Origin of the sequence: Gordonia sp. ALPHA1B1 (assembly GCF_005502615.1) — a bacterium.
GTDB lineage: Bacteria > Actinomycetota > Actinomycetes > Mycobacteriales > Mycobacteriaceae > Gordonia > Gordonia hongkongensis.
The window spans coordinates 17,834-41,795 of sequence record NZ_SCOC01000033.1; the positions used below are offsets into that span (position 1 = coordinate 17,834).

At 69.7% G+C, this 23,962-nt stretch carries 23 protein-coding genes and 1 tRNA gene; 14 read left to right on the forward strand and 10 right to left on the reverse strand.

Annotated elements, in window-relative coordinates; genetic code table 11:
* Window positions 1-14 precede the first annotated feature (14 nt).
* Window positions 15-869 (reverse strand): serine/threonine protein kinase, encoded by an 855-nt coding sequence (locus FFS52_RS18565; protein WP_137810561.1) that lies wholly within the window; start codon window positions 867-869, stop codon window positions 15-17.
* 149 nt (window positions 870-1,018) lie between these two features.
* Here FFS52_RS18565 and FFS52_RS18570 point away from each other — a divergent pair, with 149 nt between their 5' ends.
* The 3 genes from FFS52_RS18570 (at window position 1,019) to FFS52_RS18580 (ending at window position 3,634) form a co-directional block, all read left to right on the forward strand.
* Window positions 1,019-1,846: a DUF3097 domain-containing protein gene (locus tag FFS52_RS18570; RefSeq protein ID WP_137810562.1), complete on the forward strand. Its 828-nt coding sequence runs from the start codon at window positions 1,019-1,021 to the stop codon at window positions 1,844-1,846.
* Window positions 1,847-1,928: 82 nt separating this feature from the next.
* Complete coding sequence (locus FFS52_RS18575) at window positions 1,929-2,357, forward strand: NfeD family protein (protein WP_065632182.1); 429 nt, start codon at window positions 1,929-1,931, stop codon at window positions 2,355-2,357.
* Between the two features lie 44 nt (window positions 2,358-2,401).
* A complete protein-coding gene (locus FFS52_RS18580; RefSeq protein WP_065632229.1) occupies window positions 2,402-3,634 on the forward strand; it encodes an SPFH domain-containing protein in 1,233 nt (410 codons plus the stop codon).
* A gap of 7 nt (window positions 3,635-3,641) precedes the next feature.
* Here the strand turns inward: FFS52_RS18580 and FFS52_RS18585 are convergent, their stop codons facing one another.
* The 3 genes from FFS52_RS18585 to FFS52_RS18595 all read right to left on the reverse strand — a co-directional run bounded on the left by FFS52_RS18585 (window position 3,642) and on the right by FFS52_RS18595 (window position 5,747).
* Window positions 3,642-4,280: a hypothetical protein gene (locus FFS52_RS18585; protein ID WP_137810563.1), complete on the reverse strand. Its 639-nt coding sequence runs from the start codon at window positions 4,278-4,280 to the stop codon at window positions 3,642-3,644.
* Window positions 4,277-4,882 (reverse strand): hypothetical protein, encoded by a 606-nt coding sequence (locus tag FFS52_RS18590; RefSeq protein ID WP_137810564.1) that lies wholly within the window; start codon window positions 4,880-4,882, stop codon window positions 4,277-4,279. The genes FFS52_RS18585 and FFS52_RS18590 overlap by 4 nt, the downstream gene beginning before the upstream one ends.
* 82 nt (window positions 4,883-4,964) lie before the next feature.
* Complete coding sequence (locus tag FFS52_RS18595; protein WP_058250402.1) at window positions 4,965-5,747, reverse strand: TVP38/TMEM64 family protein; 783 nt, start codon at window positions 5,745-5,747, stop codon at window positions 4,965-4,967.
* A gap of 145 nt (window positions 5,748-5,892) precedes the next feature.
* Between FFS52_RS18595 and FFS52_RS18600 the strand changes: the two genes are divergently transcribed.
* The 3 genes from FFS52_RS18600 to meaB are packed head-to-tail and all read left to right on the forward strand — an operon-like array spanning window position 5,893 to window position 11,110.
* Window positions 5,893-7,839, forward strand: coding sequence for a methylmalonyl-CoA mutase family protein (locus tag FFS52_RS18600; protein ID WP_137810565.1), 1,947 nt, complete (start codon window positions 5,893-5,895; stop codon window positions 7,837-7,839).
* Window positions 7,836-10,112, forward strand: a complete 2,277-nt coding sequence (gene scpA / locus FFS52_RS18605) for a methylmalonyl-CoA mutase (protein WP_137810566.1) — start codon at window positions 7,836-7,838, stop codon at window positions 10,110-10,112. Before FFS52_RS18600 ends, scpA begins: the two co-directional genes overlap by 4 nt.
* Window positions 10,112-11,110, forward strand: coding sequence for a methylmalonyl Co-A mutase-associated GTPase MeaB (meaB, locus tag FFS52_RS18610; protein ID WP_058250405.1), 999 nt, complete (start codon window positions 10,112-10,114; stop codon window positions 11,108-11,110). The genes scpA and meaB overlap by 1 nt, the downstream gene beginning before the upstream one ends.
* Window positions 11,111-11,254: 144 nt before the next feature.
* Here the strand turns inward: meaB and FFS52_RS18615 are convergent, their stop codons facing one another.
* Together FFS52_RS18615 and FFS52_RS18620 are read right to left on the reverse strand one after the other, a co-directional pair.
* Window positions 11,255-12,205, reverse strand: a complete 951-nt coding sequence (locus FFS52_RS18615; RefSeq protein WP_137810567.1) for an LLM class F420-dependent oxidoreductase — start codon at window positions 12,203-12,205, stop codon at window positions 11,255-11,257.
* 4 nt (window positions 12,206-12,209) lie between these two features.
* Window positions 12,210-13,280, reverse strand: a complete 1,071-nt coding sequence (locus FFS52_RS18620; RefSeq protein ID WP_137810568.1) for a nucleoside hydrolase — start codon at window positions 13,278-13,280, stop codon at window positions 12,210-12,212.
* 112 nt (window positions 13,281-13,392) lie between these two features.
* On the opposite strand from FFS52_RS18620, the gene FFS52_RS18625 reads away from it, so the two are divergent.
* Together FFS52_RS18625 and FFS52_RS18630 are read left to right on the forward strand one after the other, a co-directional pair.
* Window positions 13,393-14,655: a M23 family metallopeptidase gene (locus tag FFS52_RS18625; protein ID WP_137810569.1), complete on the forward strand. Its 1,263-nt coding sequence runs from the start codon at window positions 13,393-13,395 to the stop codon at window positions 14,653-14,655.
* 93 nt (window positions 14,656-14,748) lie between these two features.
* The gene (locus FFS52_RS18630; RefSeq protein WP_065632191.1) at window positions 14,749-15,678 is read left to right on the forward strand and encodes a mechanosensitive ion channel domain-containing protein; all 930 of its coding nucleotides are present in this window, start codon (window positions 14,749-14,751) and stop codon (window positions 15,676-15,678) included.
* A 66-nt stretch (window positions 15,679-15,744) separates the two neighbouring features.
* On the opposite strand, the gene FFS52_RS18635 is transcribed toward FFS52_RS18630, so the two are convergent.
* Window positions 15,745-15,833: transfer RNA gene (locus tag FFS52_RS18635), tRNA-Leu, on the reverse strand.
* A gap of 120 nt (window positions 15,834-15,953) precedes the next feature.
* Between FFS52_RS18635 and FFS52_RS18640 the strand changes: the two genes are divergently transcribed.
* Together FFS52_RS18640 and FFS52_RS18645 are read left to right on the forward strand one after the other, a co-directional pair.
* Window positions 15,954-17,288 carry a M20/M25/M40 family metallo-hydrolase gene (locus tag FFS52_RS18640; protein ID WP_137810570.1) on the forward strand — a complete coding sequence of 445 codons (1,335 nt, stop codon included), beginning with the start codon at window positions 15,954-15,956 and terminating at the stop codon, window positions 17,286-17,288.
* Window positions 17,289-17,394: 106 nt separating this feature from the next.
* Complete coding sequence (locus tag FFS52_RS18645; protein ID WP_137810571.1) at window positions 17,395-17,940, forward strand: YbhB/YbcL family Raf kinase inhibitor-like protein; 546 nt, start codon at window positions 17,395-17,397, stop codon at window positions 17,938-17,940.
* Between the two features lie 54 nt (window positions 17,941-17,994).
* On the opposite strand, the gene FFS52_RS18650 is transcribed toward FFS52_RS18645, so the two are convergent.
* From FFS52_RS18650 to FFS52_RS18660, 3 genes are read right to left on the reverse strand one after another with little or no spacing between them, the layout of a single operon-like run.
* Window positions 17,995-19,131: a quinone-dependent dihydroorotate dehydrogenase gene (locus tag FFS52_RS18650; RefSeq protein WP_137810572.1), complete on the reverse strand. Its 1,137-nt coding sequence runs from the start codon at window positions 19,129-19,131 to the stop codon at window positions 17,995-17,997.
* Window positions 19,125-19,472: a DUF5703 family protein gene (locus tag FFS52_RS18655; RefSeq protein WP_058250410.1), complete on the reverse strand. Its 348-nt coding sequence runs from the start codon at window positions 19,470-19,472 to the stop codon at window positions 19,125-19,127. The genes FFS52_RS18650 and FFS52_RS18655 overlap by 7 nt, the downstream gene beginning before the upstream one ends.
* 33 nt (window positions 19,473-19,505) lie before the next feature.
* Entirely contained in the window at window positions 19,506-20,480 is a 975-nt protein-coding gene (locus FFS52_RS18660) for a hypothetical protein (RefSeq protein ID WP_249358712.1), read from the reverse strand.
* Window positions 20,481-20,686: 206 nt separating this feature from the next.
* Here FFS52_RS18660 and FFS52_RS18665 point away from each other — a divergent pair, with 206 nt between their 5' ends.
* From FFS52_RS18665 to FFS52_RS18680, 4 genes are all read left to right on the forward strand, one after another.
* Window positions 20,687-21,529, forward strand: coding sequence for an undecaprenyl-diphosphate phosphatase (locus FFS52_RS18665; protein ID WP_058250412.1), 843 nt, complete (start codon window positions 20,687-20,689; stop codon window positions 21,527-21,529).
* 67 nt (window positions 21,530-21,596) lie between these two features.
* Complete coding sequence (locus tag FFS52_RS18670) at window positions 21,597-22,358, forward strand: MSMEG_4193 family putative phosphomutase (protein WP_137810574.1); 762 nt, start codon at window positions 21,597-21,599, stop codon at window positions 22,356-22,358.
* Window positions 22,359-22,383: 25 nt separating this feature from the next.
* Window positions 22,384-23,118, forward strand: a complete 735-nt coding sequence (locus tag FFS52_RS18675; protein WP_065632197.1) for a DUF3090 domain-containing protein — start codon at window positions 22,384-22,386, stop codon at window positions 23,116-23,118.
* Window positions 23,090-23,944 (forward strand): SCO1664 family protein, encoded by an 855-nt coding sequence (locus FFS52_RS18680; RefSeq protein ID WP_137810575.1) that lies wholly within the window; start codon window positions 23,090-23,092, stop codon window positions 23,942-23,944. Before FFS52_RS18675 ends, FFS52_RS18680 begins: the two co-directional genes overlap by 29 nt.
* The last annotated feature ends 18 nt before the right edge of the window (window positions 23,945-23,962 follow it).

Consider the following 23,962-nt stretch of genomic DNA (forward strand, 5'->3'; position numbering starts at 1 on the left):
GATGCCCCGGGGACTCAGCGGCCCAGCAGTTCGATGATCGTGCGGTTGACCGCGGCCGCGCGTGCCGTCCGTGTCAGCACCTGTAGACCGCGGAGGGTCGCGTCGCCGGAATCCCATTGTCCCGCACTGTCGCCGATCTCCACGCTGCGTGCTCCAGCGAGGTCGACGATCGCCTCGACCTGTGCCGCCGTGTCGATCAGGCGGGTGGAGCGCGCGTCGAGGAGGTGCGGGGGCAGGGCGACCCGATGCCTCGAGGTGAGCGCCGCGAGTTCCGTACGGAGGTCGCTCGCGTCGGCCGACCGGCGTCCGCCGAGCCCGCCGATGATCGTGGTCGCCTCTCGAACTGCTTGCCGCAGCTCGTATTCCAGATCACCGGCACTGGGTCCCGCGGATACGAGATGACCGAGGTCGAGGGTCGCGTCGTAGCGGTAGGCCGACCACGTGCACGTGACGAACGGTGGATCGGCGGTGTCGGCGGCGAACTCCGGTACGAGCGCGAGCGTGCCGGCGCCCGCCGCGTCGTCGACGAGCAGCACCTCGCCCGCGCCGAGTGCGGCCGACGTCGCGACATGCGGTGGGAGTCCCTGCGGATCACCCGTGGAGGGAAGGCGGACGACGAGGCGTCGAGCGGGTCGCAGCAGCGCGAGCAGATCGAGCACCCCGTTCGCCGAACCCGTTGCGGGCGAATTCTGTTCGGCCCCGGCGACCCCGCCGTCGGGCCAGTGCAGGAGGTGCCGGTCGGCGGATTCCGCCAGGGCTTCGATCACGTCGTCGGGGGAGCACCGGCCGGTGAGCCAGGCGGCCGACCACGCGCCGAGGGCACACGTCGGCCACGCGACGGTGGCGGAGAGCAGGCGGCTGCGTTTCATCAAGAAGCCAGGATACCGGCGAGGCCGGTGGGAGCCGGGCGTGGCAACCCCGCGGGCGGGCCCGCGGGGCATACGGTGTGTGCGCCGCCCGACCTGTCCATCGCGGCGGCGTGATCACGAGATGACCGATCGAGAGATGGTGGTGTGCGATGGATGACCGCTACGGACGCGATGTGCTCTCCCAGCCCCGTCGGGCGAAGCCGCGTCCCGCGGAGGTCGCCGCGGATCGCGATCTGGTCGTCGAGGACGGCGCCACCGGCTTCTGCGGTGCGGTCGTCGGGCTCGAGAAGAGCTACGCCGGCGATCTCGTCCGGCTGGAGGACCGGCGAGGTCAGACGCGGGTGTTCCTGATGCACCCCGGCGCGTTCCTCATCGACGGTCGGCCGGTGACGCTCGTGCGGCCGCGCACCAGAGGCCCCCAGCAGCCGGCCATGACGGCGTCGGGATCGCGAGCCGCCCCTCGTGCCCGCGCGCGGACCGCGCGCGCCAGCCGGATCTTCGTCGAGGGCGTGCACGACGCGACACTCCTCGAGCGCGTATGGGGTGACGACCTCCGCGCGGAGGGCGTGGTCGTCGTCAGCCTCGACGGCCTCGACAACCTCGAGGCGGCACTCGATGAATTTCAGCCGGCACCTCATCGCCGGGCCGGTGTCCTCGTCGACCATCTGGTGGCGGGTTCCAAAGAAGCACATCTCACCGCCGAGGTCGGGGAGCACGTCCTCGTGTGCGGGCATCCCTACATCGACGTCTGGGAGGCGGTGAAGCCGGCGTCGGTGAAGATCCCGGCGTGGCCGCACATCCCGCGGGGCACCGACTGGAAGACCGGGGTGTGTGCCGAGCTCGGCTGGGGGGACCCTCGTGACGGCTGGCGCCGGGTGCTGGGCGGGGTGAGCAGTTTCCGGGATCTCGAGGTCGATCTGCTGCGGTCGGTGGAAGAACTCATCGACTTCGTGACCGCGGCCGAAGAGCCCAGGTGACGCACACGGCCTGACGCCCACCGGGGCCCACCCGCGTCGTGAGCGCCGAAGGCGGTGCGGACATCTCTGGCAGACTGGACCCATGAGCGCCCTGCTGTGGTTGGCGGCCGCGATCGTCCTGGTGGTCGCGGAGATGTTCGGTGGCGAACTCGTCCTGCTCATGCTCGCCGGGGGCGCATTCGCGGCCGCCGGTGTCGATTTCGCGTTCGAGACGCCGCTGTGGGTCGAGGGACTGGTCTTCGCGCTCGTCTCGGTGCTGCTGCTGGTTGCGGTCCGTCCGATCGCCCGTAAGCACATGCTGAACCGTCCGGCGGTCCTGATGAACACCGAGGCGCTCGAGGGTCGGCCGGCGGTGGTGACCGAACAGGTCGACGCCCGTGACGGACGCGTCAAGATCGGCGGCGACGTGTGGTCGGCCCGCACGATGGACCCGACCCAGGTGCTCGAACCCGGAACCCACGTGACCGTCGTGGAGATCGACGGCGCGACCGCGGTGGTGTGGCGCGCCTGAGCGGCCGCCGCGACACCGCCGAACGACAACGCTGGAAGGTGACCATGGAGTACGAGATCTTCGGCCTGACCGTCATCGTTCTGCTCGTGTTGCTCGTGGTGGTTATGCTGGTCAAGTCCGTCGCGCTCATCCCGCAGGCGGAGGCCGCGGTCATCGAGCGACTGGGCCGCTACACCCGCACCGTCTCCGGCCAGCTCACCCTGCTGTTGCCGTTCATCGACCGCATCCGCGCCCGCGTCGACGTTCGTGAACGAGTGGTGTCGTTCCCGCCCCAGCCGGTGATCACCGAGGACAACCTGACGCTGTCCATCGACACCGTCGTCTACTTCCAGGTCACCAATCCCCGGGCCGCCGTGTACGAGATCGACGACTACATCGCCGGCGTCGAGCAGCTGACGATCACGACGCTGCGCAACGTGGTCGGCGGGATGACGCTCGAGGAGACCCTGACCTCCCGCGATTCCATCAACGGCCAGCTGCGCGGAGTCCTCGACGAGGCGACCGGCCGCTGGGGCCTCCGGGTCGCGCGCGTCGAGCTGAAGTCGATCATGCCGCCGCCGTCGATCCAGGAGTCGATGGAGAAGCAGATGAAGGCCGACCGCGAGAAGCGGGCGACGATCCTCTCGGCCGAGGGCCAGCGCGAGTCGGCGATCAAGACCGCCGAGGGAAACAAGCAGTCGCAGATCCTCGCCGCCGAGGGTGCCAAGCAGGCCGCGATCCTCGCGGCCGAGGCGGATCGGCAGTCGCGCATCCTGCGGGCGCAGGGCGACCGCGCCGCGTCGTACCTCAACGCCCAGGGTGAGGCGAAGGCGATCGAGAAGACCTTCGCGGCGATCAAGGCGGCCAAGCCGACCCCGGAACTCCTGGCCTACCAGTATCTGCAGCAGTTGCCCGAGATGGCCAAGGGCGAGGGCAGCAAGGTGTGGGTGGTGCCGTCCGACTTCGGTTCGGCCCTCCAGGGTTTCGCGAAATCCTTCGGTGTCCAGGGAGACGACGGCGTGTTCCGGTACGAGCCGGCCGACTCGCCGCCCTCGCCGATCGACGACTCGGAGACCGAGGACTGGTTCTCGATGGCCTCCGATCCCAAGGTCGCCCAGGCCGTCGCCGAGGCGGAGGCGGTGGCCCGCACCCCGGTCGCGCCCGAGATCACCGCTCGTGCGTCGCGCGCGTCGCGCCATGCGTCGCCGGTGGGGTCCGAGCCGGCCGAGCTCACCGATGGTGCGTGGTCCCAGCCCGTACAGCCCGAGGAGCCGGGGCCGGCCGAGCCCACGACCTGAGAACGGCTCAGCGGATGAGGTGCTCGACGCCCGCCATGCCGACCGCCCACATCACCGAGGCGAAGGTGCCCATGATGAACTGCTCGGCCGCATGCGGGGCGCGCAGCTCGGGGTAGCGGGCGAGGCTCTTCACGGCCAGGATGATCGCGAGGCCTTCGGGCCACCCCGCCATCAACGTGGTGACGACCGCGAGGCGTTCGAGGTATCCGATCACCCGGCCGCCGCGCAACGGCCCGGCTTCGGCCGGGTCGGCCGGGTCGGCCGGGGCGGGCGCCGGGGAGTCGGGCGCGTCGGTGTCGTCCCCGGATCCGTCATCCGGCGACCCCTCCGGATCGGGTCCGGGCCCCGGGTGCTGGCCGACACCGCCGGCGACGAGGACCGTCCGGACCACGGGTCCGCCGCCGGTGACCGCCGCGAGCGCGGCGACGACCGGGACGGCCGAGGCGAGGAAGCCGCTGGCGGGCGCGGCCACGGCGGCGAGGACGGCGGTCACCCCGGCCAGGACCAGCAGGACGACGGCTCCGATGACGTCGAGTCTGCGTACGACGGACACCGGCGCGTGGTTGCGCTTCTCTCGCGTCGCGAGCGCCCAGGTCGGCGTCGCCAGTGCGGTCAGGAGAAGAAGGGTGATCGCTGCGGTGGTCATGCCGATCCTCCGGACGGGTTGTGTCGGTCGGCCTCGGCGAGCGCGTCGGCGACGAGGCCGAGGGAATCGGATTCCAGATCCCACGCCGCGGTCCGCAGCCGCTGACTCATGGCCTGTGGCGTGATGTCGAGTTCGGCGGCGGCCTCGACCTGGGTGAGGCCGCGGCGCATCAGCTCCACCGCCTCCCGGCCGGCGGCACTGCGGGCGGTGATCACATCGGCGATGAGACGGCCGGCCGTCTGGGCGTGACGGGACCAGCGAGTTTCCGGGCCGCGGACACAGAGGGGGACCCGCTGTCGTTTGGCGGCCTCGACGGCGTCGCGAGCGTGGACGAAGGCGGGCCCGCGACCGGCCCGGGTGGACGGGGGGAGAGGTTCATCGACCGGTCCGGTGCCGATGCCGACACTCCAGTGACCCTCGGCGGTGAGTTCGACGGCCAGTCGGGCGGCCGTCACCGGATCGGCGAGGACTCCCTGGATCTCGTCGCCCGCGGTACGTTCGAAGGCCCGTACGGTCTGGACCGTCGCGAGAGCGGTGAGGATGGCGTCCACCCGGTCGATGTCGCGGCGACTCCCGCGTTGGTCGACGGTGAGTACGAACATCATTCAAGGCTATGCACTTGATCGCGGTGAATCAAGCCCCCTGGCTGGATGGGATCGCGCTGGGTGACTTGATCCTCGGGGATCAAGTCGCTGCGCTTGTCGCGTTCGACGACGAGACCGGCAGGCGGGAGTCGAGCACCAGACCGGCGATGCCGATCGCAAAGAGGCCACCGGTGACCGCGAGCTGGAGGGGATGCGTGTCACCGGTCAGGGAATCGCCCAGCATGACCACCGCCGCGGTGCCGGGGGCCATACCGAGGATGCTGGCAATCGCGTACGGCGCGAGACGCACCGAGGACAGAGCCGAGCAGTAGTTCGCCACCGAGAACGGGCATGCCGCGATGAACCGCAGCGACCCGACCGCCAACCAGCCACGACGCTCGAGCCGGTACTCGACGGCACGGACCACCGGTGCCTTCAGGTACGGCTGCACGCGGTCGCGTCCGACCCTGCGGACCAGGACGAAGGCTGCCACCGCCGCCACCGACGAGGCGATCATCGCCCCCGCGAAACCGACCAGCGGTCCGAAGAAGATCCCGGACATCACCGTGAACGTCGACCGCGGGATCGGGGCGATGGTGACGACCGCGTAGGCGAGGAAGAACAACCACACGAAGGCCGGTCCCAGATCCGCGCCCCAGTCGCGGACGCTCGAGATCGAGGGCAGCGGGACGAAGTAGGACGCGGCCAGGACGGCGGCGAGGAGCACGGCGGCGACGAGAGCCCGGCGCAGGATCCGTCGATCGGCCCGACGACGGCCCGACGTCGGCGGGTGACCGTCTCCGGCGCTCGCCGCGTCCGCGATCTCCGCGTCGGCCGCGGTCGGGCCGGCGACATCCTCGCTGACAGCGGATCGATCGGGCACCCGGACACTCTACGCTGGGCCCAGCGGTGTACCGGGTCCCCGAGTGCGCCACGTCACGCCGACCTCGACGCCGAGCCGAGCGAGCGATCGGCTAGTGTCGTGTACGCGCTCATCACAGTGCATTCACGGAGGTGTGCTTCCCCACATGCCACAGCAAACTGACCAGCCCAAACCCGAGTCAGAACTCGACGACGCCTACCAGGCGTGGTCGACGGCCGCCGCGGCCGTTCTGGCGAAGTCGCGACGCGTCGACGTCGACGAGCTGCCCGACACACCCGAGGCGCTGCTCTCGACCGACACCGCCGACGGGCTGACCATCCGGCCGCTCTACACACGTCGCGACGAACTCGCCGAGCCCGGTGTCCCCGGTCGCTTCCCGTTCGTCCGCGGCGCCGACCCCGCGCGTGACGTCACCACCGGCTGGCGCGTCACGGAACGGTTCGGCGACGACGCGACGCCGGCGGCGGACCTCAACGAGCTCATCCTGGAGGCGATGGCCAACGGGACGAGCGGTCTCTGGCTCTCGGTGAGCAGGCCCGGTGACGGGCTGGGGGTCGCCGACCTCGCGACGGCGCTGCGCGGCGTCTACCTCGATCTGGTGCCGGTGACGCTCGATGCGGGCACCGAGGGCATCGCGGCGGCCCGCGAACTGCTCGGCCTGAAGGAAAAGGCCCAGGCCGCTCCGGTCGCCGCCGCTCCGACGGCGGCCACCGTCCACTCCTTCGGCCTGTCGCCGCTGACGGCCGCGTTCTCGGGCCGGGCGACCGTCGATCCCGATGAGGCCACGGCCCTCGCCGCATCCGGGCTGCCCGACGGGGTCCGTACCTTCCGGGTGGACGGCAGCGACTTCGCCACCGCCGGTGCCGACAACGGCCTCGAACTCGCACTCACGGTGGCGGCCGCGGTCGCCCACCTCCGTGATCTCACCGCGGCCGGCCTCTCACCCGAGGCCGCGCTGCGTCAGATCACCTTCGGCGTCTCCGCCGACGACGACCAATTCGCCACGATCGCGAAATTCCGTGCGCTGCGCAAGATCTGGGCTCGGGTGGCCGAAGTCGTCGGCGCACCCGAGGTCGGCGGAGCGCTGACCCACGGCGTGACCGATCTGTCGATGTACTCCCAGCGGGACCCGTGGGTGAACATGCTGCGCAGCACCATCGCGGCGTTCGGCGCCGGGGTCGGCGGCGCCGACCAGCTGACCGTCCTGGGCTACGACGCGACCATCCCGGCGGACAAGCGCACCTCGAGCGCGTCCTTCTCACGACGCATCGCCCGTAACACCCAGCTGCTGCTGCTCGAGGAGTCCAACATCGGACGCGTCCTCGATCCGGCCGGCGGGTCGTGGTTCGTCGAGTCCCTGACCGACGATCTCGCCACGAACGCCTGGACGGTGTTCACCGAGGTCGAGGCCGCCGGCGGTTACCGTGTCGCGCTCGACACGGGCTGGATCGCCGAGAAGGTCGACGCCTCCCTCGCTCGCCGCGACACCGAGGTCGCGCATCGCCGCATCTCGGTCACCGGCGTCAACGAGTTCCCCAACATCGACGAGCGCGCACTGTCGGAGACGACCGGGGCCCCGGCCTCCGCGGTCACCGACGTCGTCACCGGTACGCCGCGCCTCGCGCGGATCGGACGCGCCTTCGAGGAACTGCGGGACCGGTCCGACGTCGTGCTCGCCGAGCACGGTGAACGGCCGTCGATCCTGCTCATCCCGCTCGGCAGTGTCGCCGAACACAACGGCCGCACCACGTTCGTCGCGAACTTCCTGGGTGCCGGTGGCATCACCGTCGTCAACCCGGGCCCGCTGACCGCGGACAAGGTCGGCGACGCGGTGGCCGGGGCGAACACCCCGATCGCGGTCCTCTGCGGAACCAAGGCGCGCTATGCGGAGGAGGGGCCCGCCGCACTCGCGGCCGCTCGCGCGGCCGGTCTGTCGACGGTGCTCCTCGCCGGACCGGACAAGGAATGGCCCGAGGGCGACGACCGTCCCGACGGTTCGCTGCGAGTCGGCATCGATGCGGTGAGCACCCTCGGCGACCTTCTCGACCAGCTGGTCTCGACATCCCCGAAGACGGCGGGAGCAACGGCATGACCCAGACCGAACCCGATCTGACACAGACGATTCCGAACTTCGCCGGAATCGGTCTGACATCGGACGACACCGGTGCGACGACCGCCGATGGTGCCGCGGCCGCGGTCGCCGAGGAACTCGCCTCGGCGCACGGCTATTCGGTGGACCAGGTCACCTGGAGCACCCCGGAGCAGATCGACGTCACGCCGGTGTACACGCGCGCCGAGCGCGACGCCGTCCTCGACGATGCCGAACATCCGTACCCGCTCGACTCCGTTCCCGGTGCCGCACCGTTCATCCGGGGCCCGTACCCGACGATGTACGTCAACCAGCCGTGGACCATCCGCCAGTACGCCGGCTTCTCGACCGCAGCCGAATCCAACGCCTTCTACCGTCGCAACCTCGCGGCCGGCCAGAAGGGACTGTCGGTCGCATTCGACCTCGCGACCCACCGCGGCTACGACTCCGACCATCCGCGCGTCGCCGGTGACGTCGGCATGGCCGGTGTGGCGATCGACTCGATCCTCGACATGCGTCAGCTCTTCGACGGGATCGACCTCGGCAGCGTGTCGGTGTCGATGACGATGAACGGCGCGGTGCTGCCGATCCTCGCGCTCTACGTCGTGGCCGCCGAGGAGCAGGGTGTGCCGCCGGAGAAGCTGGCCGGGACCATCCAGAACGACATCCTCAAAGAGTTCATGGTCCGCAACACCTACATCTATCCGCCGAAGCCGTCGATGCGGATCATCTCCAACATCTTCGAGTACACCAGCCAGAAGATGCCGAAGTTCAACTCGATCTCGATCTCCGGCTATCACATCCAGGAGGCCGGGGCGACGGCCGATCTGGAGCTGGCCTACACGCTCGCCGACGGCGTCGAGTACATCCGCGCCGGACTCGAGGCCGGCCTGGACATCGACAAGTTCGCCCCGCGACTGTCGTTCTTCTGGGGCATCGGCATGAACTTCTTCATGGAGGTCGCGAAGCTGCGTGCGGCGCGTCTGCTGTGGAGTGAGCTCGTCGCCGAGTTCGGTCCGAAGAACGCGAAATCACTGTCGCTGCGCACACATTCGCAGACCTCGGGCTGGTCGCTGACCGCCCAGGACGTGTTCAACAACGTGGCCCGCACCTGCGTCGAGGCGATGGCCGCCACGCAGGGTCACACCCAGTCGCTGCACACCAACGCCCTCGACGAGGCCATCGCGCTGCCGACCGACTTCTCGGCCCGCATCGCGCGCAACACCCAGCTACTCCTGCAGCAGGAGTCGGGCACCACCCGTCCGATCGATCCGTGGGCCGGTTCGAACTACGTCGAGTGGCTCACGCATCAGCTGGCGCAGAAGGCGCGCAAGCACATCCGCGAGGTCGAAGAGGCCGGCGGCATGACGCAGGCCATCAACGAGGGCCTGCCGAAGCTGCGCATCGAGGAGGCCGCGGCACGCACCCAGGCGCGTATCGACTCCGGCCAGCAGCCGTTGGTGGGCGTGAACAAGTACCAGGTCGCCGACGACGAGGAGATCGAGGTCCTCAAGGTCGAGAACTCGAAGGTGCGCGCCGAGCAGCTGGAGAAGCTGGACCGGCTTCGCGGACAACGCGATTCGGCTGCGGTCGAGGCGGCCCTGGCCGATCTCACCCGCGCGGCCGCGTCGTCGGAGGGTGGCCTGGAGAACAACCTGATGGCGCTGGCCATCGAGGCAGCACGGCACCAGGCGACGGTCGGTGAGATCTCCGAGGCACTCGAGAAGGTCTATGGTCGCCATCAGGCGGAGATCAAGACGATCAGCGGGGTGTACCGACATGAGGCGGGCGAGGTGAGCAACATCGACGCGGCGATCGAGGCCGTGCGCCAGTTCGCCGAGGCGGAGGGCCGCCAGCCGCGTGTCCTGGTCGCGAAGATGGGTCAGGACGGCCACGACCGCGGCCAGAAGGTGATCGCGACCGCGTTCGCCGACCTCGGCTTCGACGTCGACGTGGGCCCGCTGTTCGCCACGCCGGAGGAGGTGGCCGCGCAGGCCGCCGACAACGACGTGCACGTGGTGGGTGTGTCGTCGCTGGCCGCCGGGCACCTGACGCTGGTCCCGGCCCTGCGGGAGGCGCTGCGTGAGGTCGGCCGCGAGGACATCATGGTGGTCGTCGGCGGCGTGATCCCGCCCGGCGACTTCGCCGAACTGTACGAGGCCGGCGCCGCCGCGATCTTCCCGCCCGGATCGGTCATCGCCGACTCGGCCGTGGAACTCATCGGCAAGCTCGCCGACACCCTCGGCCTGGAACTGCCCGGGGCGACCGCGAACTGATGGCGGTCCAACCGCGACGTCCCATCGACGTCGACGCGCTGGCCGACGCTGTCCTGGCCGATCGCCGCGCCGATCTGGCGCGTGCGATCACGCTCGTCGAGTCCAAGCGCGCCGATCACCGGGCCGCCGCCCAGGAGCTGTTGCTGAAGCTGACGCCGCACGCGGGCAAGTCGTTCCGCGTCGGCATCACCGGCGTCCCCGGGGTGGGCAAGTCGACGACGATCGAGGCGCTCGGCATGCACCTGCTGGAGCTGGGCCACAAGGTGGCGGTGCTCGCCGTCGACCCCAGTTCGACGCGCACGCGGGGCTCGATCCTCGGCGACAAGACCCGAATGGGCCGGCTGTCGACGGCCGAGAACGCCTACATCCGGCCGTCGCCGACGTCGGGCACGCTCGGCGGCGTGGCCAAGGCCACCCGCGAGAGCATCGTGCTCGTCGAGGCGGCCGGCTTCGACGTCGTGCTGGTCGAGACGGTGGGCGTCGGGCAGTCCGAGGTGACGGTCGCGAACATGGTCGACACGTTCACGTTCCTCACCCTGGCCCGCACCGGGGATTCGTTGCAGGGCATCAAGAAGGGTGTTCTCGAACTCGCCGACGTGGTCGTGGTGAACAAGGCCGACGGCAAACACCTCAACGAGGCGAAGAGCGCGGCACGCGAGTTGAAGAACGCGCTGAAGCTGATCTACCCGCACGATGCGCTGTGGATGCCGCCGGTGCTGACCATGAGCGCGATCGAGAACACCGGCGTCGACGAGTTCTGGAAGACCGTGGTACGCCACAACGAGACCCTCACCGCGGCAGGAGAGTTCACCGCCCGCCGCAACCAGCAACAGATCGACTGGACCTGGGCGATGGTTAACGACATCGTGTTGTCCCGGCTCGGTGACTCACCCGCCGTGCGCGGGATCCGCGGCGACGTGGAGCAGCAGCTCCGGGACGGGTCGCTGACCCCGGCCCTCGCCGCGCAACGGATCGTGGACGCGTTCGACGAGCGCTGAGTGCACCGATCGAGGTCGCATGCGATCTCGATCCGTCCGTGCGACCTCGATCGAGGTCGCGTCAACGGACTGAGGTCGCATGCGACGTCAATCCCGGCGGCGGCGCGGACATCTGGTGCGGCCCGGCGCCCCGGGGTTAGAGCATCAGGCCAACAGCGGTGCCAGCGTCTCGCCGAGTAGCGAGACCCGCCCCGGCACATGGCCGTTGGCGGGAGCGTTCACCGTGACACCGTCGACACCGGTCGCGAGCAGCTCGGCGTAGCGGGCGGCCACCTCGTCGGGATCCCCGACGATCGTCGATCCGCGGCGTGACTCGGCCGCCGGTGTGCGCTCCAGGTAGGCCTCCAGCTCCGCGGTCGCCTCGGCGGCGGTCGGCGCCACGCAGGCCGACGTCTGGACGGTCACGGTGATCTCCGAGCGGTCCCGGCCGAGTCGTTCGCAGTGTTCGGCGAGGGCGTCGAGTTTGCGGGGGATGTCGGCGGGTGTGCACAGCAGGTTCGATTCGTCGGCGTACTGCGCGACCATCCGCAACGTCTTGCGCTCGCCGCCGCCGCCGATCATCACGGGGATCTTCGATAGCGGCGCAGGCACATTGAGAGCGTTGGTGACCCGATAGCGGTCACCGTCGAGGCTGGGAGCCTCCCCGGCGAGCATGCCGAGGATGATCTGCAGCGCCTCCTCGAGGCGCTCGAACCGGTCGGTGAACGTCCCGAACTCATACCCGAGCGAATCATGTTCCAGCTCATACCATCCCGCACCGATGCCGAGCTGGGCCCGACCACCCGACACCACGTCGAGAGCCGTGACCGTCTTCGCGAGCAGCGTCGGGTTGCGGTAGGTGTTGCCGGTGACGAGCGACGACAGACGGACCTTCGAGGTGTGCTGGGCGAGTGCCGCGAGCAGGGTGTAGCACTCGATCATCGGATCGTCGGGCTCACCGAGCATCGGCAACTGATAGAAGTGGTCCATCACGAAGACGGTGTCGAAACCGGAGTTCTCGGCCTCTTGCGCCTGCGCGACCACGGTGGGGAACAACTGGTCGGCGGCGCCGCCGGGGTAGGTGAAGTTCGGGATCTGGTAACCGAGTCGAGTCACCCGTTCAGAGTAGTCCGGTGGACTCCTCCGGCGCGGTGCCGACGATTTCGGGTGCGCGACTGCGCGCGAACGCGCCGATCGTCTCGATCAATTCGTCGAACACGGCGTCGACGTCGGTGGAGGTCGCGATGTGGGCGTTGGGTCCGGGTGCGGTCATCGCGCGTTCGTCGGCCACGGTCATGCCCCGCGTCAGCGTCCCGGCGAGTTCGACGTCGACGCGCGCCGGGCGGGTCTCGACCGTGTCGGGGGCCAGCGCGACCAGTGCGGCGAACGGGTCGTGCAGGTGGGCGATGTAACCCTCGTCGTGATCGTCGTGGAACTCGAAATAGAACCGCAGGGCGTCGACGAGATGCCGGATGATCTCGTTGTCGGCGACCGAACGGAGTCCGCGTTCGTCGGTCGGGTCCGGGCACTCGACGGGTGTGCTGCCGGCCGCGGCGGCGAGTCGGACCACGTGATCGGGTGTCAGGACGACCGACTCGGTGAGGTCGAGCGCGCAGACGATCGGTTCCGGGGCGCCCGCGGTGCCGAAGGCGGTGAACACCTCGGCCGCTGCTTCCGGGTCGACGGCCACATTCCACTCCGAGGTGGGCGTCGTGTTGCCGTGGGTGTGGAAGGCGCCGCCCATGATGACCAGGCGCCGCAGGCGCGCCGGCAGGTCCGGGTCGCGTCGGATCGCGGTCGCCAGGGACGTGAGGGGGCCGGTCACCAGGCCGACGAGTTCGCCGGCGTGCGCCTGCGACGCCTCGATCCAGGCGTCGGCGGCGTCGAGATGGCTCGGCGTCGTGGTCGGGGTCGGCAGTTCGGCGTGTCCGACGCCCAGCGGACCGTGGGTGTCCTCGGTGGTCATCAGCGCGGCGACGAGGGGAGTGGCCGGGCCGGTGTGGACGGGCACCTCGGGGCGTCCGCACAGCTCGAGCCACGAGAGATTGTTGGCCGTCACGACATCGACGGGCACATTGCCGGCCGTGGAGGCCACTCCGACGAGGTCGACGTCGGTGCGCGCGAGCAGATAGATCAGCGCGAGTGAGTCGTCGATGCCGGTGTCGCAGTCGAAGAACAGGCGCTGGGTCACCGCACAATTGTGCCGGGTCCGCTGCGAACGCGGGTCCACCACCCCGTCGGGACCCTAGGCTCACGGCAGCCGGGGCGGACCGTCGTCGGCTCGATGAGCCCCGGAGGAACCGATGGCCCCGACACGACACACGCTGGCCGCCCTGGGTGCCGGTGCGGTCCTCCTGGTGAGCGCGTGCGGCGCGAACAGCGCCGAGCCCGAGGCTTCCTCGACGAGTGGTTCGGCCGGCGCGAGCGGTACGCCGTCGGCTCCCGTCGTCACACCGGTGGTCGGGTCGGTGATGTTCGCGCCGACACCGTTCGCCGGTTCCGACGGCGACAACCACCTCGTCTATGAGATCTCGCTGACCAACTACATGCGCACACCGGTGACGGTCGCCGGAGTCGAGGTGCTCGACGCCACCACCGACCGCGAACCGCTGCTCACCCTCGACGAAAACGGGGTCCGCGGTCGGCTCAAGCCCACCGGCGCCCCGTCGGTGCCGCCCGGTCCGGGCGCACCCGAGGGGTACTCCGACGTTCTGGCGCCGGGACAGAACGGCGTCCTCTTCCTCCACGTGACCTTCTCCGGGAATGCGCCGAAGCAGCTGATCCACGAGATCGCCGTGCGTGCCGACGCGGCGCCACCGGGTATGCGGGATGTCGACGAACGCCTCGCGCCCGTCACGGTGGGCGATTCGACCGTCCCGGTCCTGGGACCACCCCTGCTCGGTGAGCACTACATCGCCGCCGACGCGTGCTGCGACGCCGTCCGGCACACACGCGCGCTTCTACCCCTGAACGGGTCACCGGTCCTCGCCCAGCGGTACGCGGTGGACTGGGAGCAGGCCGGTGCCGATGGCCGGATCTTCGTCGGCGACGCGAAGAATCCGGCGAGCTACCGGATCTTCGGCGATGACGTGCTCGCCGTCGCCGACGGCACGGTGGTCGCCAGCCGCAACGACCTGCCGGAGCAGACACCGGGGACGTTCCCGCCGGATCTGGCCATCGGCGACGCCGACGGCAACAACCTCGTCCTCGACATCGGCGACGGCTTCTACGTGAACTATGCGCATATGCAACCCGGGTCGGTCCGCTTCGCCCCTGGCGACCGGGTGCGCCGGGGTGAGGTCATCGGCAAGGTCGGCAACACCGGGAACTCGGTGGCGCCGCACCTGCACGTCCACGTCATGAACGGGCCGGAGTTCCTCGGCTCGCAGGGTGTGCCCAGCGTGACCGAGGAGTTCACGATCACCGGCCGGGTGGTCGACACCGCGGCGTTCGACGCCTCGGAGGCCACCGTGGTGCTGTTGCGGCTCGCCCCCGGCGTGACGGAGAGCACACACGAGAAGCAGATGATCCTCGATCAGAACATCGTCACGTTCACCGCAGGCTGACAACGGTTTCCGGCGTCACCGCCTCGCACCCGCCACACAACACGGGGTCGGTCACGACTGGACAACGATCTCATCATCCGTACGGTCGGACCCATGTCGATTCAGGACTCTGCCTTCGAATGGACGGAAACGAACCGCGAATGGCTGATCGAGAACCCCGCTCGCATCGTCGCCTACGTGGCCGTGGCGTTGATCGTCCGCTTCGTGATCCACCGTGCCATCGACCGCGCCACCCGGCCACGGACCGCCGGCGGGGAGCCGGGCCGCGGCTCCGCTCTCATGCGCGGACTGCGGTCGAAGTCGGCCTCCACCGAGCGCAACGCCCAGATCGCCGCACGCCGTGCACAGCGGGCCGCGACGATCGGGTCGGTGCTCAAGTCGACGGTGTCGATCGTGCTGCTCGTCTGGGTGGTGCTGTCGGTCCTGAGCGTCCTCGGCGTCAACATCGCGCCGTTCATCGCCTCGGCCGGCATCGTCGGCCTCGCCATCGGTTTCGGTGCGCAGAACCTGGTGCGCGACTTCGTGACCGGCGTCTTCATGCTGCTCGAGGACCAGTACGGCGTGGGTGACATCGTCGATCTCGGCGAGGCCGTGGGCGAGGTCGAATCGGTGGGGCTGCGCGTCACCACCCTGCGCGACATCGACGGCACCCTCTGGTACGTCCGCAACGGCGAGATCGCCCGCGTGGGCAACATGAGCCAGGAGTTCGCGGTCGCGCGCGTCGACGTCCCGGTGGCGCCCGGCGCCGACATCGACAAGGCGCAGCAGGTGGCCGACGAGGCGGCCCGCACCGCGGTGGAGGAGGACTCGACCGACATCCTCGGCCAGATCGAGATGCTCGGCGTCCAGGAGGTGTCGTCGGATCAGGTCGTCCTGCGTCTGACGGTGAAGACCAAACCGAACGGCCAGTGGGCGGTGCAGCGGCGACTGCGTCGGGCGATCCTGCGGGCCTTCGTGGAGAACTCGATCGATCTGCCGTACTCGCGGGCGTGGGCGGCGCTCGCGGATTCGGTCGCACCCTGACGCGGAGATCGCCTGCGGCACAACGAGAAGAACCCCGGCGGTGAGCCGGGGTTCTTCTCGTTGTTCTGGTGTCCGAGGGGGGACTTGAACCCCCACGTCCGTTAATAGGACACTAGCACCTCAAGCTAGCGCGTCTGCCATTCCGCCACTCGGACCTGCGTGCCGCGGTGAGCGTCCGGCGATCTCCCGCCGGTGGTCTCTCGACCCCGTCTCGCTGCAGCGGGATAACCCTAACCGAGGTTGCCCGAGTATCCCAAATCCCGTAGGAGTGAGGGGTGTCTTCACAGTCTGCGACCGACGAAGTGGTCGATCTGGTCAGCCAATTGATCCGTTTCGACACCTCCAACACGGGCGAGCCCGAGACCACCAAGGGCGAGGAGGAGTGCGCCAAGTGGGTGGCCCAGCAGCTCGAGGAGGTGGGCTACACCACGCAGTACGTCGAGTCCGGCCGTCCCGGCCGCGGCAACGTGTTCGCGCGCCTTGCCGGCCCGCCCGACTCCGATCGCGGCGCGCTGCTGATCCACGCCCACCTCGACGTCGTGCCCGCCGAACCGGCCGACTGGAGCGTGCATCCGTTCTCCGGTGCCATCAAGGACGGCTACATCTGGGGCCGCGGCGCGGTCGACATGAAAGACATGGCCGGAATGGCCCTGGCGCTCGCGCGTCAGTTCAAACGAGACGGCACCGTGCCGCCCCGGGAGCTGGTGTTCGCGTTCCTCGCCGACGAGGAGGCCGGCGGGGCGTGGGGCGCGCACTGGCTCGTCGAGAACCGGCCCGACCTGTTCGAGGGCATCACCGAGGCCGTCGGCGAGGTCGGCGGCTTCTCGCTCACCGTCGACCGGCCCGACGGCACGCAGAAACGTCTCTATCTGGTCGAGACGGCCGAGAAGGGGCTCGCGTGGATGCGGCTCACCGCCGAGGCGCGGGCCGGGCACGGATCGTTCCTGCACGACGAGAACGCCGTCACCGAGGTCGCCGAGGCGGTCGCCCGGATCGGTCGGCACACGTTCCCCCTGGTGATGACGGAATCGGTCAGCCAGTTCCTGGCCGAGGTCAGTGCGGAGACGGGCCTGGACCTGAGTCCCGAGGCCCCCGACCTGGAGACGTCGCTGTTCAAGCTGGGCAACCTCGCGCGGATCATCGGCGCGACCCTGCGTGACACCGCCAATCCCACGATGCTCAAGGCCGGCTACAAGGCCAACGTCATCCCGCAGAAGGCCGAGGCGGTCATCGACTGCCGCGTGCTCCCCGGGCGGCAGGCCGCGTTCGAGAAGGAGATCGACGAACTCATCGGCCCCAACGTGCGGCGGGAGTGGATCACCCATCTCGATTCCTACGAGACGACCTTCGACGGTGACCTGGTGGATGCGATGAACGCCGCCGTCCTCGAGCACGATCCGCAGGGAAAGACGGTGCCGTACATGCTCTCCGGCGGCACCGACGCCAAGGCGTTCGCGAAGCTGGGCATCCGGTGCTTCGGGTTCGCGCCGTTGCGGTTGCCGCCCGAACTCGACTTCGCGGCCCTGTTCCACGGCGTCGACGAGCGAGTGCCCGTCGATTCGGTTTTGTTCGGCACCAAGGTCTTCGAGCACTTTCTGCGGCACAGCTGAGCACACCACTACAGTGGGCGGCACGGCCTTCCCGCCGATCCGGGCGCACCGGTTCGGAGGGTGACCGGCACTCTTCCGACGCGCGAAACGTGAGAAAGGTGAACACATGTCGTCATTCGACCCGTACTCCCCGCTGCCGAGCCTTCCCGGTTTCACCCTGACCTCGGAGAGCTTCACCGACGGGGCCGCACTCGCCAACGGGCAGGTGAGCGGGATCATGGGTGCGGGTGGCGAGGACCTCTCCCCGCAGCTGAGCTGGTCCGGCTTCCCCGCCGAGACCAAGAGTTTCGCCGTCACCGTCTATGACCCCGACGCTCCGACCGCCGCCGGGTTCTGGCACTGGGCCGTCGCCGACATCCCCGCCTCGGTCACGAGCCTGCCCGAGGGCGCCGGCGACGACGACGGGTCCGGGCTCCCCGACGGCGCGGTCACCCTCACCAACGACGCTTCGCTACGCCGCTACATCGGTGCCGCACCGCCTCCCGGACACGGAGCGCACCGCTATTTCGTCGTCGTGCACGCCGTGGACACCGAATCGCTCGGGCTGCCGGAGAACGCGACACCGGCCTACCTGGGTTTCAACCTGTTCTCGCATGCGATCGCGCGTGCGACCCTCGTCGGCACCTACGAGCAACCAGCCGAGAACGTCTGAGTTCACGCACGGCCGATCGCCCGGTGCGCCTGCGTGCGGGGCGATCGGTGGCCGTCAGGGCTGGTTGCGGGCCGCGCAACCGACCGCGTCGGAGATCGAGGCGAAGCCACCGTCCCGGGCGCGCCGGGCGAGTCCGGCATGGAGTTCGGCGAGCCACACCGGGCCGCCGTAGATGAAGCCGGTGTAGACCTGCAACAGGTCGGCACCGGCGCAGATCCGCTCCCAGGCCTGGTCGACGGTCTCGATGCCGCCCACGCTGACGAGCGCGACACGTCCGCCGACGCGGTCGTAGAGGCGACGCAGCACCGTCAGCGACCGAGCGGCGACCGGCGGCCCGGACAGCCCACCGGCACCGATCTCGTCGACCTCGTGCGACGCGGTGCGCAGACCCTCGCGGCCGATCGTGGTGTTGGTGGCGACGATCCCGGCCAGGCCGAGCTCCACGGCCAGGTCCGCCACGGCGTCGACGTCGTCGTCGACGAGGTCGGGGGCGATCTTCACCAGCACCGGGACGTCCACGGCGGCGAGCACCGCGGCCAGGATCGGTCGCAGTGAGTCGACGGCCTGCAGATCACGCAGTCCCGGGGTGTTCGGCGAACTCACGTTGACCACGACGAAATCCGCGAGCGGTCCGAGCAGTTCCGCCGAACGCCGGTAGTCGTCGATGGCGTCCTCGACCGGGACGACCTTGGTCTTGCCGATGTTGGCTCCGATGGGGACCGACACCGGCCCCCGTCGTACCTCGGTCAGGTGCTGTGCGGCCACCTCGGCACCGGGATTGTTGAAGCCCATCCGATTGATCAGCGCACGGTCCGCGGGCAGCCGGAACAATCGCGGCGTCGGATTCCCGGGCTGCCCCTGGCCGGTGATCGTGCCGATCTCGGCGAACCCGAAGCCGAGCTGACCCCAGGTGTTCACCGCGCCGGCCGTCTTGTCGAACCCGGCCGCCAGACCGATCGGGGCGGGGAAGTCGACGCCGAACACCCGCGTCCGCAGGATCGGATCATGCCGGGCCAACAGCCTCGCGGTCAGGAACGCCAACGGCGAAAACCGCCCGACGACGCGCAGCACCGAGAACACGATGTGATGGATTCGCTCCGGATCGACGCGGAACATGATCGAGCGCACTAGGGGATAGCACCACCGGTTGAGCACGGGAAGTACTCGGGTGGTGCTGCGGGACATCAGCATGCGCGGGCGCTCCGTGGGTCGTTGTCGTCGAATCCGGTGGACCGGTCGCCGGTCGGGTCGGCGGTGTCGGGCCCGCGTGAACCTCGCGGCGGCCGGCGCCGTTTGAGCAGCACCTTGCGGGTTCCGTCGGAGTAGAGCCGCACCCGGGACAGCTCCCAACCGCCGAACTCCGCCTCGAGGGCCAACCGCATCGAGGCGGTCACCCGGGTGACGTCAGGGGGAAGACGCAGCAGGATGCACTCGACATCCTCCGAGGTGACCTCCCACCCGTCGGGATAGCGCGAACCGAGGCGCGCAGCAGTACGCGCACTACGAGCGTGCGGACGCCGGTCAGTATTCATTCGGCCCGCTCGCTTCGCTCCCGGCGCCGGGGTTCATTCGGCCCGCCCGTCGTCGGGAACCACCTGGAGTCCGCCGTTCCGCGCCGAGAGCACGTAGACGGTGCCCGATCCGTCGACCACGATGCGGTCGGGCTGTACGACCGAGGCGAACCGCCGGACCTCGGTGGGTTCACCGTCTGCCAGGTCAAATGCCACCACCTCGTTGTCGCCGGTCGTCGAAACCCAGAGCAGGTCTCGGGTGTCGTCGTAGTCTACGGCGTACGGTCCGCCGGCCACCGGGTAGCGAAAACGCATCACCAGCGGTGATCCGAAGAAGCCGAGGATCTCGCCGTCACGGGTGTTGGCGACCAGCACGCGTCCGAACTCGTCGACGGTCGAGTTGGTGGCCCCGTTGCCCGCACGCAGCGCCGGCCCCAGTTCACCGGATTCGGGGTCGACGGGGGTCACCGACGACTGCGCCCGATCGAGGACGACGACCTGGCCGTCGAGGCCTTCCGCAGACTCGGGCGCGGCCGTCACCGAGTCCACCCGTACGAAGCGATCGACGTCGTGCTTCTTCGCGAAATCGTTGTCGTACACGAGGACTCGTCCATCGGCCGTGCCGACGACGAGCAGCCCGGCCGTGGTCCGGGCGATCGCCGTCGGCTGGTCGGACTCGAGGTCGCCCGTGCGGACCCGCCCGTCGGCATCGACGACGACGAGCGCACCCGGGCCCGCGCCGACGAACCCGCCGTCGTCGCCGGCGGCCAGGGCGGTGAGGCCCGGGACCGCGATCGTCTGCGGCGGGGTCGTCAGCGCCCCGGCGTCGTAGCGGAGGATCTGGTTGCCGTCGGCCGAGAGGACGGCGACGCTGCCACCCGACGCGGCGAGCGCACGCGCCCCGGCCGGGGCGGGCACGACGGTGCCCGCGGGAGCCGTCGTCGAATTCGCGGGCGCCTCCGGCGCGGTCGCGGGCACGACGGTCGGTACGTCGGGGGTGCCGTCGTCGGAGCCGCACGCGGTGATCATGCCCACACCGATGACCAGTGCCGCCGTGGCCGCGATCGGACCCCGTAGCCGCGACACGCCCGTGTGGGGCTGGTGACTTGGGCGTGAAGGTCGCGGGAAGAGCATGTCCCCATCTTGCGCGACCGCTTCCGCGCGCCGCTCAGGCGGGTCGGGGCCGTGTCGTCGTGTCGGGTCGGCTGCGGCGGTCCCAAGTAGCATCGGGCGCCGTGACCGACACCATGACGTGGACCCAGTCGATCGTCCTCGGGGCGTTGCAGGGCCTCACCGAGTTCCTGCCGATCTCGTCGTCCGGGCATCTCCGGATCGCCTCCGAACTGATGTTCGGCGAGGACGCCGGGGCCTCCTTCACCGCGGTCACGCAGCTCGGCACCGAGGCCGCGGTCCTCGTCTTCTTCGCCCGCGACATCGTCCGCATCATCACCGCGTGGTTCCGCGGGCTCCGTCATGCCGACGAGCGGAACGTCGACTACCGGATCGGCTGGTACGTGATCTTCGCGACCATCCCGATCGGCCTGATCGGTTTCCTGTTCAAGGACGAGATCCGCACCACCGGACGCAATCTGTGGCTCGTCGCCATCATGCTGATCGTGTTCGCCGGCGTGTTCTGGCTGGCCGAGCGCTACGGGCAGAAGCAGCGGAACCTCGAACAGCTCACCCTGCGGGACGGCCTCGTGATGGGTGGCGCCCAATGTCTGGCGCTGATCCCGGGCGTGTCGCGCTCCGGTGCGACCGCGAGTGCCGGCCTGTTCCTCGGACTCGAACGCGAAGCCGCCTTCCGCTTCTCGTTCCTGCTGGCCATCCCCGCGGTCACCGCATCCGGCCTGTTCAGCCTCCCGGACGCGTTCAACCCGAGCGGGGAGGGCATGGAGGCCAGCGGGCCCCAGCTGCTCGTCGCGACGCTGGTCGCGTTCGTCGTCGGTTATGCCGCGATCGCCTGGCTGCTCAAGTTCGTCAGCGCGCACTCCATGAACTGGTTCGGCGCCTATCGCATCGTGCTGGGCGTCACGCTGATCATCCTGTTGTCGACCGGCGTCGTCTCGGCGACCTGATGCCACGGCCGCGGCGCCGGGCGGTCGCGCCGTGCGGTCCCGCCGGGCCGGTGCCTATGGTTGTGGGATGACCGTGATCCTTCTCCGGCACGGCCGTTCGACGGCGAACACCTCAGGGGTGCTCGCCGGTCGCAGCGCCGGCGTCCACCTCGACGACCGCGGGCGCGCCCAGGCCGATGATCTGGTTCGTCGGCTCGGCGACCATCTCGGGTCCATTCGCGCGGTGGCGCGTTCGCCGCTCGAAAGGTGCGCCGAGACCGTCCAGCCACTGCTGGCGGCGCTGGCCGCCGATGGGCAGGCGCCACCCGAGATCGTCGTCGACGATCTCGCCGAGGTCGACTACGGCGGGTGGACCGGGCGTCCGATCTCGGAATTGTTGACCGAACCGCTGTGGAAGGTCGTGCAGCGGCAGCCGTCGGCCGCGATCTTCCCCGACGGGGAGGGACTCGCCGATGTGCAGGCACGGGCCGTACGCGCCATCCGCGAACTGGACCGCGTCCACGGCGGCCCGGACGGTTCGGGGGTGTGGATCGCCTGCTCGCACGGTGACGTGATCAAGTCGATCATCGCCGACGCCATGGGCAGCCACCTCGACGCCTTCCAGCGCATCGTCGTCGAACCGGCGTCGATCAGCGTGATCCGCTACACGCCGTCGCGTCCGTATGTCCATACGGTGAATGCGACCGAGTTGCTGTCCATCCCGAAGCCCCCGCCGCCGGCGCAGGACGGGCAGCGACCGTCCGACGACGCGGTGGTGGGCGGCGACACGGGCGCGGATGTCGCGCCGTCCGCCAACGGTGCCGCGACGATCCCGGCGACATCGGGATAATGAACCAGACGACGAAGGAGGTGTGATGTCTCGAGCGATTCACGTGTTCCGGAGCCCGGACCGCTTCGTGGCGGGCACGATCGGGCAGCCCGGTGACCGCACGTTCTACCTCCAGGCGGTCCACGAGGCCCGCATCATCAGCGTGATGCTGGAGAAGCAGCAGGTCCAGATCCTCGCCGACCGGATCGGTGCCCTGCTCGACGAGATCCACCGACGCTTCGGCACGCCGATCCCGCCGGAGACCGACCGGGTCGGTGACCTGAGTCCGCTGGTGATGCCGGTCGACGCCGAGTTCCGGGTCGGCACCATGGGTCTCGGCTGGGACGCCGAATCCGAGGCGGTGGTGGTCGAGTTGCTCGCCATCACCGAGGGGGAGTTCGACGAGAGCGTGGTCCTCGACGACACCGACGAGGGCCCGGACGCGGTGCGGGTCTTCCTGACGACCGCGGCGGCCCGTGAGTTCGCCGCCCGTTCGTCGAGGGTGATATCCGCGGGACGACAGCCGTGCCCGCTGTGCAGCGAACCGCTCGATCCCGAAGGTCACCTGTGTATCCGGACCAACGGGTACAAACGGGCCGCGGAGTTGAGCAAATCCCTCGACTTCATCGACCCCGATGTCTTCAACAGCCTTGCCGCACAGAATGATCCGGGCCTGGCGGTTGATGACGACCCCTTCGGTCAGGCGGGGGACACCCCGCCGTCCGGTGACCCGGACGACCCCGACGAGCCCGGTGACGCCGGCTCTTCCGCACGTGACTGACGAGCCCGCGGTCGACCACGTCCTCCGCGACGGCGAACTCACCATCCTCGGCCGGATCCCCTCGGCCAGCAACGCGACGCTCGTGTGCGATGCGGTGCTCGACGACCGGACCTCGGTGCGCTGTGTGTACAAACCGGTGCGCGGTGAGGTGCCGCTGTGGGACTTCCCCGACGGCACGCTCGCCGGACGGGAAGTGGCGTCGTATCTGATCTCGGAGGCGCTGGGGTGGGACACGATCCCGACCACGGTGCACCGCGACGGGCCGCTCGGGCCCGGGATGGTGCAGCGCTGGGTCGATACACCCGACAACACCGATCACCCGATCCCGGAGACCGAACCGCGGGTCGACCTGGTCGACCTGTGCCCGGTGGGCGCGGTACCCACCGGCTACCTCGCGGTCCTGCAGGCCTACGACCCGTACGGCGACCCCGTCGTGCTGGTGCACGCCGACGACCCGCGGTTACAGCGCATGTCGGTGCTCGACGTCATCCTCAACAACGCCGACCGCAAGGGCGGTCACGTCCTGGAAGGTCTGGACGGCACCGTCTACGGGATCGACCACGGCATCTGCCTGCACGAGGAGGACAAGCTGCGCACGGTGCTGTGGGGCTGGGCGGGCGAACCGGTACCCGGGCACCTCGTCGCCGATGTCGCCGAACTCGCCGAACGCCTGGCGACCGACGGCTCGGCGCTGCGCGCACAGCTCGCCGAACACATCACGCCCGACGAGATCGAGTCGCTCGCGATCCGCGCGATCGTGGTCGCCGAGAGCGCGACCATGCCGCACCCGCCCGGTCACCGGCCCATCCCGTGGCCGCCGTTCTGAGCGAGTGCGCTCCGTCCC